General features: G+C 40.4%; 11 protein-coding genes. All 11 read left to right on the forward strand.

The window, feature by feature from the left end:
- The first annotated feature begins 3 nt into the window (after positions 1-3).
- The 11 genes from RI561_RS02860 (at position 4) to RI561_RS02910 (ending at position 12443) form a co-directional block, all read left to right on the forward strand.
- Positions 4-549, forward strand: coding sequence for a DUF3341 domain-containing protein (locus RI561_RS02860; protein WP_395078713.1), 546 nt, complete (start codon positions 4-6; stop codon positions 547-549).
- Positions 542-1576 (forward strand): c-type cytochrome, encoded by a 1035-nt coding sequence (locus RI561_RS02865; protein WP_395078714.1) that lies wholly within the window; start codon positions 542-544, stop codon positions 1574-1576. Before RI561_RS02860 ends, RI561_RS02865 begins: the two co-directional genes overlap by 8 nt.
- Positions 1577-1601: 25 nt before the next feature.
- Positions 1602-2813 (forward strand): hypothetical protein, encoded by a 1212-nt coding sequence (locus tag RI561_RS02870; RefSeq protein WP_395078715.1) that lies wholly within the window; start codon positions 1602-1604, stop codon positions 2811-2813.
- A gap of 11 nt (positions 2814-2824) precedes the next feature.
- Positions 2825-3358, forward strand: coding sequence for a transposase (locus RI561_RS02875; RefSeq protein WP_395078716.1), 534 nt, complete (start codon positions 2825-2827; stop codon positions 3356-3358).
- A 9-nt stretch (positions 3359-3367) separates the two neighbouring features.
- Positions 3368-4201, forward strand: coding sequence for an SCO family protein (locus RI561_RS02880; protein ID WP_395078717.1), 834 nt, complete (start codon positions 3368-3370; stop codon positions 4199-4201).
- Positions 4201-5145, forward strand: a complete 945-nt coding sequence (gene coxB, locus RI561_RS02885; RefSeq protein WP_395078718.1) for a cytochrome c oxidase subunit II — start codon at positions 4201-4203, stop codon at positions 5143-5145. The genes RI561_RS02880 and coxB overlap by 1 nt, the downstream gene beginning before the upstream one ends.
- Position 5146: 1 nt before the next feature.
- Positions 5147-6853, forward strand: a complete 1707-nt coding sequence (ctaD, locus tag RI561_RS02890; protein WP_395078719.1) for a cytochrome c oxidase subunit I — start codon at positions 5147-5149, stop codon at positions 6851-6853.
- Positions 6854-6914: 61 nt separating this feature from the next.
- Entirely contained in the window at positions 6915-7565 is a 651-nt protein-coding gene (locus RI561_RS02895; RefSeq protein ID WP_395078720.1) for a cytochrome c oxidase subunit 3 family protein, read from the forward strand.
- 46 nt (positions 7566-7611) lie between these two features.
- On the forward strand, positions 7612-7929 hold the full coding sequence (locus tag RI561_RS02900) for a cytochrome C oxidase subunit IV family protein (RefSeq protein ID WP_395078721.1): 318 nt from the start codon (positions 7612-7614) through the stop codon (positions 7927-7929).
- A gap of 153 nt (positions 7930-8082) precedes the next feature.
- Positions 8083-8958: an MBL fold metallo-hydrolase gene (locus RI561_RS02905; protein ID WP_395078722.1), complete on the forward strand. Its 876-nt coding sequence runs from the start codon at positions 8083-8085 to the stop codon at positions 8956-8958.
- Between the two features lie 59 nt (positions 8959-9017).
- On the forward strand, positions 9018-12443 hold the full coding sequence (locus tag RI561_RS02910) for a hypothetical protein (protein WP_395078723.1): 3426 nt from the start codon (positions 9018-9020) through the stop codon (positions 12441-12443).
- Positions 12444-12456 lie beyond the last annotated feature (13 nt).

Below are 12456 nucleotides of genomic sequence, written 5' to 3' on the forward strand. Positions count from 1 at the left end.
ACTATGAGCACGAATAAACAAGAAAATCTTTACGGCATAGTTGCTGAATTTAAAAACCCAAAAGAACTCATTGACGTTGCTAAGACAATGTCAAAATCAGGGTTTAGTAAATTTGATACATTTAGTCCATTTCCTATTCATGGAATGGATAAAGCGATGAATCTGAAGAAATCGAAACTTGGATGGATTGTATTTGGGCATGCCTTAATTGGTTTTTTCGGTGCTATTGCTATGATGTATTATATGTCAGTTATTGACTACCCTATTAATATAAGTGGTAAGCCCTTTTTCAATGCTCCGGCTTGGGTTCCCATTACATTTGAGTTAACCGTATTACTATCATCTTTTGGAGCTGTATTTGGAATGTTCTTTTTAAATGGGCTGCCAAAACTGAATAATCCTCTATTTAATGTACCGCGCTTTAAAAAAGTAACAGATGATGCATTTTTCGCTTGCATAGAGGCTGATGACAACATGTTTGAAGCTGATAAAGTGAAGAAACTTTTTGAGGAAGCAGGTGCTACTCATATCGAGGAAGTTTATGAATAAGAAAAAAACGTACATATCAATTGCAGGCATGAATTTTAAAGGTATGCTTAAAATTGCGGGCATTTTTGCGCTCGGAATTACTTTTACAGGTTGCCAAGGACAACTATCGGAAAAACCTCCCATTCATCCCAACATGAACATGGATCAGCAGCCTCGAAAAGAAGCCCAAGAGGTAAATAACTTTTTTGCTGATGGTCGCTCCATGCGCCAGCCTGTTGAAGGTACTGTGGCCCGGGGGCTCGCTAAAACAGATCGTGCATATTATGAAGGGGTAGATGAAAATGGTGAATTCATCACTGAAATTCCTGTAGATCTGACCAAATCTTTCCTTTACAGAGGTAAAGAGCGTTATGAAATTTATTGTACTCCCTGCCATGGCCAAACGGGCGCCGGTAATGGAATTATAATGGAAGGCGGTTATGGTTATGTACCTGCCCCCTCTTATCATGACCAACGTGTAAGAGATCTTTCTGATGGGGAACTTTATTCTGCCATCTATAATGGTGTACGTACCATGCCTTCTTATGCTACTCAAATTCCTGTTGAAGACCGCTGGGCTATTGTGGCTTACATTCGCGCCTTACAGGAAAGTCAGAATATTAGTGAAGAAGAAATCCAAGAATATGATATTGATGTAGCTGCACTTCAAGCTGAAGCGGTTGAGGAACAGGCACGACTTGATTCACTCGCAGCCGCTCGCGAGCCACAGGAAGCCCCTGAAGCAACCATTGAACAAGGACAAGAAGCTGTAACAGCTAATGCATGTGGAACATGCCACAGTGAAGACGGTTCTGCCGGAATTGGTCCCACATGGGCCGGATTATTTGGCAGTGAAGGCGAAGTAATAACCGCTGAAGGTGAAACTATTACCGTTACCAAAGACGCCGATTACATACGTGAATCTATAGTTGAGCCTAATGCTAAAAAGCCGGTTGACTATGCTCAGGGTGTTATGGCTTCATACAGCTATCTCTCTGATGTAGAGATCGAGTCTATCATTCTGTATATCGAAAATCTTGACAACTAAGAACTTTGCTTAATACACTTATAAAATGAGTCATAAGCCTACAATAACAGATTCTTTACAATTTCCAGCCGACAGCAAAGTTCCACGCGCTCTATTTGGTGTTGGTACCGTTGGCATTCTTGCAACCATCATAGGTTACTTCTTTGATGCGGATCAATTCTTTTTCTCCTACTTAGTCAGCTTCGTATTCTTTACCGGGATTGCTTTAGCTGCCTTAATAACGGTGATGTTGCATCATATTACCCGGTCGAGCTGGGGCGTGGTATTTCGTCGTATTTCAGAGACTTTCACATCAAACATATGGATCTGGGCAATCTTCGTGATTCCTATTTTACTGGGAATACACAATCTCTATCATTGGAGTCACCCGGAATTGCTGGAATACGGTGGAGCAGATTATGATAAAATCGTTTCAGGCAAAACACCTTACCTGAATTCACCATTTTTCATCATTCGTCAGATTATTTATTTCGTCATTTGGGGTTTCTTTGGCTACAAACTCCACAAGGTTTCTGTCAAAATGGATGAAACCAACGATTGGGGACTTACCTCTTTATTACGAAAGTTGAGTGCACCCGGTATTCTTATTTTTGCTCTGTCCGTTGCTTTTGCAAGTTTTGACTGGCTCATGTCTTTAGATCCACACTGGTTCTCTACCATGTTTGGGGTGTACTTCTTTTCCATTAGCTTCCAGGCATTTTGGCCGGTTATGATTTTATTAGTGTTCTATTTACAAAGCAAAGGAATATTATCTGATACTATTCGACAGGTACATATTTATGATTTGGGAGCTTGGTTTTTTGCCTTTACGATATTTTATGCATACATCGCTTTCTCACAGTTTTTATTGATCTATTATGCAAACTTACCCGAGGAAACACTTTGGTATTATCACCGTCTTGAAGGTGGCTGGCAATATGTAGGATATAGTTTATTGATTTTCCGTTTTGCCGTACCATTCCTTGTTCTTCTTAACCGTGAGGCTAAGAAAAACAGAACCATCCTTGCGGCTGTCTCCATTTTAGTACTTGTAATTCACTTCGCAGAAATATACTGGATAGCAATGCCTGTACTGTATGATCATGGAGTTAACTTCAGCTGGATGGATATAACCGCATTCCTCGGATTGGGAGGCATCTTTTTTGGCTTATTCTTCCGTCGTTTCCAAAAACACGATATGATTCCCAAAAACGATCCAAAATTAGACGAATGTCTCTCTAAATCGTATCACCAATAATCGAATTACCGATGTCAGATAAGTACAGTTCAGAATTTAAAGCCAAAGTAGCACTTGAAGCCGTCACCCAGGGCCGCTCTGTAATTAAAGAAACGGCCGAGAAATATGACGTTACTGAAGATGAAGTCATTGCCTGGGCAGCTCAACTTCACGAAGATGCCTCAAAGATATTTACAGCCGGTGCTGAACCAGTAGCTGATGACTCAGAAGGAGAAGATGTAGATCTTGCTACTGATGATAGTGAATTTGCTGCAGCAGTTGAGCATGGTGTAATGAGTGATACGCTCAACTATAAGAAATTAATATTTTGGTCTACTTTAGGAACCTCACTGGTAATCATTTTTGTTATTGGTTTAGTATATTTTTCTCAATACAGCCTTTTTGAAGCTCAAAAAGAAGCTTCTTCAAGAGTTACCTATTCTGATTTCAGTGAATTAGTGGCTGAACAAGAACAAGAATTAAATAGCTTTGGCGTAGTTGATTTGGAAGATGGTATTTACAGAATTCCTATTGACAGCGCCATCAACAAAATCGCCACAGATTAATCAATCTTTATGAGACGTTTTGCACTGTTTGCACTTAGTAATTTGCTTGCAGTGCTTCTGATTTCACATACTGCCACCGCGCAGTTAAACCGTGAACAACCGGACGCGCTGCAAGATCTTGGCATCGATGAAAAATTGGGAGATACCATCCCTTTAGATGCCAAATTTGCAACCTCTGAAGGGGACAGTGTTTTACTCAAAGATTTATTAGAAGAAGGTAAACCGGTTTTACTAAACCCATTGTACTACGAATGTCCCATGTTGTGTGGCTTAGTACTGGATGGGACTATTAATGTTATTGAGGATTTAGCATGGAAGCCGGGAAAAGAATTTATTGTGATATCGGTAAGTATCGATCCGGATGAAAAAGCTGAATTAGCAGCTAAAACCAAGGATAATTACTTGAGCCAAATGGATGCGACCACAAAATCCGGATGGCATTTTTTGACCGGTAATAAAAGTGAAATTGACAAAGTGGTGGAAGCAGTTGGCTTCCGCTATAAAGAAATTGAGGATACCGGAGAATTTGCTCACAGTGCAGCAATTATACTCTTGAGTCCTGAAGGAAAAATAACCCGTTATTTGTACGGAATTTCCTATGATGAATTTAATGTCCGCAATGCACTGTTTGAATCTGCGGATGGAAAAATAGGCAGTACTCTTGAAAAAGTAGTGATGTACTGCTACCAGTATGATGCAGATTCCGGTAGTTATGTACCGGTAGCTCTCAATATAATGAAGCTTGGAGGCTTGGCTACACTGATATTTCTCGGTATATTCTTGGGCCTGTTTTGGCTTCGTGAAAAACGCAACAAATCAACCACAAAAACTGAATTTAACTAATGGGCAGTTTATTCGATTTTATGCTTCCGGAACTCAAATCTCCGATGACGGGAGCAAGTACCGATGCGCTGATGGCTTTCATCCACATCGTTAGCTTCATTATTCTTGCCGGTGTAACTATTGCAATGATTTATTTTGCAATCAAATACAAGCGCCGCTCAGATGATGACAAAACTCCACTTATCACCCACAATAATAAGCTTGAGGTTACTTGGTCGGTAATTCCCCTGTTGTTGGTCTTTATCGTTTTTGGATGGGGATATAAAGGATGGCTGAATTTACAAACTCCCCCTGATAACGCCTACGAGATCCAAGTCTCCGCATATAAGTGGGGTTGGACTTTTAGTTATGAAAATGGAGCTCAGGTTGGGAATGAAGTTCATGTGCCGGCAGGACGTCCGGTTAAATTAGTGATGCAGTCGCAAGATGTGCTCCACTCCTTTTTTGTACCAGATTATCGAATTAAACAAGATGTCCTTCCCAATCGCTATACATCAGTTTGGTTTCAGGCAGAGGAACCCGGTGAATCCCAAGTCTTTTGTACCGAATATTGCGGCACCTCCCACTCTGATATGTTAGCCAAGGTTATTGTACACACCCCTGAAGAATTTGATACCTGGTTATCTCAACAAAATACAGGTGGTGGCGGAACGCCTGCTGAAAGAGGAGAAAACCTTATCAGCGTTCAGGGATGCGTGACCTGTCACTCACAAGATGGTTCTGAGCTCATCGGACCAAGCTTTCAGGGGTTATGGGGCAGCGAGCGAAACTTTGAAAACGCCGGATCTGTAACAGCAGATGAAAATTACATACGAGAATCTATTCTTGAGCCTTCTGCTAAAATTGTAGAGGGATATCAAAACCAGATGGTTAGCTATGAAGGCCGCCTGAGTGATGACGACATTTCAGATATTATTGAATACATAAAAACTTTAGAAGAATAACATGTCAACAGCTGAAGTAACGCCGGCAGAAACCGGGACTAAAAAGACATTAAAAGTAAAGCGGTATAAGCCATCCGAAGATCCTAAAAACACTTATCTCACAGATGAGAAAGGTTTATGGGCATGGATGACTACCGTTGATCATAAAAAAATTGGGCTCATGTATTTGGGCTCAGTCACTTTCTTTTTCTTATTGGGAGGAGTTCTTGCTTTACTACTTAGAACTGAGCTTTTAACTCCTGCAAAAACTTTTATAGAAGCTGATACTTATAATCAGTTTTTTACTCTTCACGGGGCCATCATGGTATTCTTCGTGCTGATTCCCTCCATCCCTGCCGCACTTGGAAACTTTGTTCTTCCTATGCAGCTTGGAGCAAAAGATGTAGCCTTTCCAAGGTTAAACCTGGCAAGTTTCTACATTTATGTGATCGGTGCTATTTTTACTTTTATCGCCCTTGCCAATAATGGGCTCGATACCGGATGGACTTTCTACACTCCCTATAGTACCGAATCCTCATCCAGTGTGATATGGGTTACATTAGGGGTTTTTATTCTTGGATTTTCATCCATATTAACCGGTACAAACTTTATTGCCACCATTCACAAATTGCGTGCACCCGGTATTACCTGGGGTAAACTTCCTTTAAACTTATGGGCATTATATGCCACAAGTATTATTCAGGTACTTGCAACTCCGGTTTTAGCAATTACAGTTTTACTGCTTACCATGGAGCGTACTCTTGGAATAGGAATTTTTGACCCTGCCCTTGGCGGTGACCCCGTTTTATTCCAACACTTCTTTTGGTTCTATTCCCACCCCGCGGTATATATTATGATCGTACCGGCATTTGGTATTATCTCTGAAGTGATCACCACATTTTCCAAAAAACACATTTTTGGATATTGGGCTATCGCACTTTCATCGCTGGCTATCGCCTTTATTGGTTTCCTGGTTTGGGGACACCATATGTTCACTTCCGGTCAGTCTGCAGTGGCAACTACCGTATTCTCATTCCTGACCTTCCTTGTAGGTATTCCGACAGGAATTAAGATCCTGAACTGGGTGGCAACTCTGTACAAGGGTTCTATTGAAATGAAAACACCGATGATCTATGTATTCAGCTTCCTGTTTATATTTTCCATTGGTGGATTTACAGGGATCATGCTTGGAGCACTTTCAGCCGATATTCACCTTCACGATACCTATTATGTAGTTGCTCACTTTCACTATGTGATGATGGGGGGCACATTGATCTCTTTTCTTGCCGGACTCCACTACTGGTGGCCAAAAATGACTGGTAAGATGTACAATGAATTTCAGGCTAAAGTTGGAGCAGTACTTATATTTATTGGCTTTAACACCACCTTCCTGCCCCAGTTTATCATGGGCTCCCAAGGAATGCCGCGACGATATTACAACTATATTGATCAGTTTACGATATTCCATCAAACCTCTACCATCGGTTCTTACATCCTTGGAGTTGGCTTCTTACTAATTGCTTATTATTTAGCCAAGTCTCTTATTAAAGGTGAAAAGGCCGGATCAAACCCCTGGGGAAGCCGAGGCCTTGAGTGGCAATCAACATCACCCCCTGATTTCCACAACTTTGATCATACTCCGGTAGTCATCAATGGTCCATATGATTATCACAAGCCAATAGAAGAGTTTCAATTAGGTCTTGCCAAATCTGAAAACGACCATCATTAATCTGATTTGATTAAACAATTTCGACAAAATATTAACACAAAAAATACAACTCGGGAAGTAAATGGCTAATCATTCAACTTCAACTCCAACCCATGTGCACCATCACTTTGTTGACGGAGATCAACAATTTGATACGGCAAAACTGGGCATGTGGATATTCCTGGTAAATGAAATTTTATTCTTTGGCGGACTATTCTGTGCCTATATCGTGTATCGTGCATGGTATCCGGAATTGTTCCAGATGGCTGCATTAGAGCTTAACACTTTTTGGGGTGCGGTTAACACCGTAGTTCTGATTGGTAGTAGTCTGACGGTAGCTATGGCTATTCGATCAGCTCAAAAAGACCAAATGAAAGGGCTGAAAATTAATCTGCTTATTACCATAGCCCTGGCAGTTGTCTTTATGGTTATTAAAGGTTTTGAGTATTCTCATAAATTCCACCTTGGAATTTTTCCCGGTGAGTTTTATACCTATGAAGGATTAGAACACCCTAAAGCAGCTATTTTCTTTAGTATCTACTACATGTTAACCGGCGTTCACGCCCTTCACGTGTTAATTGGAATCGGGTTGATTTACTGGATTTACCTACGGGCAAAACGTGGGGAGTTTAGTAGTGACTATTATACACCTGTCGAGATTACAGGACTTTATTGGCACTTGGTTGACCTTATTTGGATTTTCTTATTTCCACTGCTTTATCTCATCGAATGACCGATTCGTATTAAACGAAAGATATTATCCTAAACGAATATAGACTATGAGCGAACATAATCACGAACATCATATTTCTACAGCTGGCCAACTTTGGGCCGTTGGTACCGCACTTTTTATCCTGACCATCATAACGGTAGTATTTGCAAAATTTGTTGCCATACCACCTCCCTTTGATGTGATAACTGCAATTTCAATTGCCTTAGTAAAAGCATTTTTAGTTGCCGCATTTTTCATGAATTTATACTGGGACGTCAAATTCAACGCCATGTTATTAATAATGGCTGTTGCCTTTTTCATTTTGATGATATCAATCACTTTATTGGACACGCTTTATAGAAACGATGTAGTTCCATCATTCTAATTAATACAATGTCTTTTCACTCTTTTAAAAGCCCTCAAAATTGAGGGCTTTTTTTGTATCTATTACTTGCAATTTATCCTCCCCCATCCCACTTCCCCATTCTGATTCCTGTTGCTCTATTCTTATATTCAGGCAGAACCAAATAAAACATATATGAGCTTATCAAAAACAACTCTTGGTCCATTTGAATTATATACTATTGAAACCGGTGATTTTCGTTTAGACGGCGGTGCCATGTTTGGTGTTGTCCCAAAAACACTCTGGTCTCGCCAATTACCGGCCGACGACAAAAACCGCATCCCCATGACCATGAGATGCTTGCTTATTAAGTCAAAAAATACCGGAAAAGTATATCTCATAGACAATGGAGCCGGTACTAAGTTCAATGAAAAAATGGAGAATATTTACCAGCTGGATCAGGATTCTAAAAACCTGCAAAATTCATTTGAGGAACATGGATTTTCCTTTGATGACGTCACGGATATCATTTTTACCCATCTACATTTTGACCATTGTGGAGGAACCAGTTTTTATGATAACGATGACAAGCTTGCCCTCACTTTTCCCAATGCCACTTACCATGTCGTAAAATCTCACTGGGAAAATGCAACTGATCCTAATGCCAGGGAAAAAGCAAGTTTTCTACCAGAGAACATCAACCCAATAAAAGAGTCAGGAAAACTGAATCTTGTTGATAAAAACCATAAGTACGAAGAAGGATTGTCAGGCTTAGTTGTAAACGGCCATACTATTGGGCAGCAGCTACCAAAAATTGAAGCTAACGACGATACCCTTGTCTTTGTCGCAGACCTAGTTCCTACTCATGTTCATGTCCCGCTGCCATGGGTTATGGGATATGACATGTATCCTGTACAAACGCTGAGCGAAAAAAATGAGTTTTTAAAGCAAGCAGCGGAAAATAATTGGAAACTATACTTAGAGCATGATTCAGAAAAAGAGATCATACAGGTTCAGGAAAAAGACGGACGTTTTTACGTTTCCCAAAGTTTAACACTTAATAACGTGTAAGCAGCAATAAATATCTTTTATTGAGTGTTTTAATCATCTATCAGGTTTAAAAAACATAAATGCAAAACGACACATCAAATAGTACAACAGAGCAGGTCAGGCAAAAACTTGAGGATGCTTACCAATCTTTAGTATCCAAAAGAACAAATGCTGTAGTTTTAAAGGCTTTCCTGATCTTCTTTACGGGTTTTATTGCATTTATTATTGCGGAACAGGTTTTGTACCTCCCTATAATAACGAAAGGTATTTTAATTGCCTCAATTTTTGGGGTGAGCTTTTTTGCTTACAGAAATGGTATTAAATCTGCTGAAAAGGAAAATTTTAAAGAGTTCTACAGAAGCTTTAGCCGGAAGAGCGATCTCCCGGAGCTAAAAGATACTATTGACTTACAAAAATCGGGCGGTGGAAATAAAGCACTTGTTGATGCTGCTATCTTTCAGAATCTCAGCAATATTGACCCTGCCAAACTTTCTTCCGTACTTAAAGAATATGTAGAATCTTCTGTACCCTATACTGAGCACAAGAAATTCCTTGCCCTCACCGGAGCTTCTTTTGCTGTTCTCCTTTTAACGGCTTTAAATTTTGGCAATGGAACTGAACGGGCTTTCACATTTTGGCAACAATTTGAAAAACCCAATCCTTACACCTACATCGTAAGTCCCGGAAATATAACCTTAGAACAAGGAAGCTCATTTGAAGTTACGGCAGAATTCAGGCAAGATAATATCCCTGATGAGATCATCTTAAAAATTAAAACCTCTGTTGAAGAAGACTTTCGAACCCGGGTTATGGAGCAGTCCGGTACTATTTTTAAGTCTGTACCATTAGAGCTTAATAATGACCTGACCTATTATGTAGAGATGGATGGCTACAAAAGTGATACCTACATAGCTGATGTGCAACTTCGCCCTCGCTTCACACAGCTAACTGCCGCTGTGATCCCTCCTGCTTATACGGAACTTGATTCTACGGTATCCTCTTATCCCTTTTCAAATATCAGGGCTTATGAAAATTCGGAAATTATTCTTAGTGGGAAATTGAATAAAGATATTGCCGGACTCAAACTCTTTGCCACAAATGAGGAAACTGACTTATCAGTTCAAAATGATAGCAGCTTTACTTATAAATATACAGTTTCAGAAGCGGATACCTTCCGCTTCTATATGGAAGACAAAGAAGGGTTGACCAATAAAAATCCATTTCAAATTATCATTGATCCGCAGACTGATGATTTTCCCTTTGTAGAAATTTTAGAACCTGAAGAAAATTTAAGACAGGTAAACCCCACCGAACTGGAACTTTTATACCGAGCCAGAGATGATTTTGGATTGACCTCTTCCTCGCTGAATTATGAACTAAAACGAGCTTATGTAGAAGACCCCATAACAGGATCTGTCTCGCTTGATACTCCAACCCGGGAAGTTATAGAGCCATATATTTGGAACCTGACTGAATTTAATTTCAAACCTCGTGACCAATTTACGTTTTGGGTAACCGTTCAGGATAATGATCAGATAGCTGGATATAAAACATCATCCTCACAGCGAATAACGCTCGAAATTCCTTCTATGGTCGAATATTTTGAAGATGTGGATGAAAAAGAAGAGGAAGTAGAGACAGATCTCGATGAAATTTCGGAGTCATTTCAACAAACACAAGAGCAGTATGAGCGTTTCAAAGAAATGATGAAAGACAATCCTGAAAATGCCGGGTATGAAGAACGCCGGGAGTTGGAACAAGCAGAGGAACAACAGGAAGAAGTTCAGAAAAAAGTGGAGGAACTCAACCAAAAGTTTGAGGAACTTAAAAATGAGCTTAGCAGTGATAATGTGCTTTCTGAAGAAACCCAAAAGGCTTATCAGGAACTACAAAAGTTAATGGATGAAATCGACGATCCCGCTTACAAAGAAGCGATGGAAAAATTGAGAGAGCAGTTGGGGCAAATGAATCCTGAGCAAATGCGACAGGCCATGGAAGAGCTTGAATTCAATGAAGAACTCTATAAGGAACGGCTGGAGCGAACCATAGAATTATTCAAGAAGCTCAAATTGAGTTCTGATCTCGATAAACTTGCAAAATCATTTGAAAATCGGGCGCAAAAGGAAGAAGAATTAGCTCAACAAGAAAATCCTTCAAAAGAAGAACGGGAGCAAGCCATTGAAGAAAATGAAAAACTAAAAGAACAAGTTGACTCTCTTTCGGAGAACACGTCTAAAAATACGGAAGAATCCGTTTCAGAATACCAAGAACAGACCCAAAACGAGCTGGATGAACTGTCTGAGAAAATGCAAAAGCAGCTCGATTCGGAATCACAGGATTCCACAAGTGAGAATTCAGGTGAAGAAAATTCCCAAAATTCTGATGGTGATAACAACAGCGATCAACAAGAAGGACAAGAATCCGAGTCAAGTGAAAACGAAGAATCTCAGTCCCAAGGTTTTCAGCAGCAATATCAGCAGTTGGCTGAGAGCACCAAGAGCCTGATGTCGGGGATCAGCAGCGAACAAATGAATATCAACATTGCCGGACTACAGTATGTTCTGTATTCACTGCTGAATTTATCCGTTGAACAGGAGGATTTAACAACCCTTGCATCAGCCACAGACGATCGGAGTCAGGCATATGTCACCTATGCAAGAACACAACGTAATGTGGATGAAATATTTTCGGCTGTAGCTGATTCTCTGTTCCAGTTATCGGCTGATATTCCGCAATTTTCAAATGAAATCAACAAGAAAAAATTAGAAGTAGAAAACAGGTTGGATCGTTCTCTTGAGCAAATGTCCGAGCGTAATCAAAATCAATCTTCCGTAGCATCCCGACAAGCTTTAGGCGGTATAAATGACATTGCCTTTATGGTGGCCAACTTACTTGAGCAGCTCCAAAACTCTGACGGACAAGGAGGAGGTGGAGGCGCCCCCCAGTCGATGCAGCAAATGATGGAGCAATTGGGCGAAACGGGCAAACAACAACAGCAGCTTAACCAGATGATGCAGGACATGATTAATGATATTCAGGGTGAGCGGCTGTCACAAGATCAAATGGAGCGGCTGGAACAGATAGCCCGGCAACAAAATCAGATCAGGAAACAGCTGCAAGAATTGCAACAAAGTGGTCAACTTGATGGTGATCGTGTGGGCAGTGAAATCGAACGGATGATTGAGGATATGGAGGATACCATCAATGATTTACGGGGTGGAGCGGCAAATTCAACCCTCATTGAAAGGCAGCAAAACATATTATCCAGAATGCTGGAGGCTGAACAAGCCATGCAGCAACGTGATGAAGAGGACAAACGCGAAGGTACTGCCGCAGAAAACTATGAGCGCTCTACTCCACCAGCCATGACCCTCGAAGAACTTGAAAAAGAAATTCGTAACCGGCTAAATGATCCAAATTTCACCAAATTCTCACCGGATTATCAGCGTTTAATTGAGAATTACTTTGAGCTTTTGAAACAACTTCAAGAAAGGGAAATTCAGTAAAAACTCGAATGGT

Origin of the sequence: Gracilimonas sp. (assembly GCF_031581265.1) — a bacterium.
Lineage (GTDB): Bacteria > Bacteroidota > Rhodothermia > Balneolales > Balneolaceae > Gracilimonas.

Excerpts from the sequence above, each read along its gene's own strand:
- RI561_RS02860 (WP_395078713.1), top strand. The coding sequence starts at position 4 with ATGAGCACGAATAAACAAGAAAATCTTTACGGCATAGTTGCTGAATTT.
- RI561_RS02865 (WP_395078714.1), top strand. The coding sequence starts at position 542 with ATGAATAAGAAAAAAACGTACATATCAATTGCAGGCATGAATTTTAAA.
- RI561_RS02870 (WP_395078715.1), top strand. The coding sequence starts at position 1,602 with ATGAGTCATAAGCCTACAATAACAGATTCTTTACAATTTCCAGCCGAC.
- RI561_RS02875 (WP_395078716.1), top strand. The coding sequence starts at position 2,825 with ATGTCAGATAAGTACAGTTCAGAATTTAAAGCCAAAGTAGCACTTGAA.
- RI561_RS02880 (WP_395078717.1), top strand. The coding sequence starts at position 3,368 with ATGAGACGTTTTGCACTGTTTGCACTTAGTAATTTGCTTGCAGTGCTT.
- coxB (WP_395078718.1), top strand. The coding sequence starts at position 4,201 with ATGGGCAGTTTATTCGATTTTATGCTTCCGGAACTCAAATCTCCGATG.
- ctaD (WP_395078719.1), top strand. The coding sequence starts at position 5,147 with ATGTCAACAGCTGAAGTAACGCCGGCAGAAACCGGGACTAAAAAGACA.
- RI561_RS02895 (WP_395078720.1), top strand. The coding sequence starts at position 6,915 with ATGGCTAATCATTCAACTTCAACTCCAACCCATGTGCACCATCACTTT.
- RI561_RS02900 (WP_395078721.1), top strand. The coding sequence starts at position 7,612 with ATGAGCGAACATAATCACGAACATCATATTTCTACAGCTGGCCAACTT.
- RI561_RS02905 (WP_395078722.1), top strand. The coding sequence starts at position 8,083 with ATGAGCTTATCAAAAACAACTCTTGGTCCATTTGAATTATATACTATT.
- RI561_RS02910 (WP_395078723.1), top strand. The coding sequence starts at position 9,018 with ATGCAAAACGACACATCAAATAGTACAACAGAGCAGGTCAGGCAAAAA.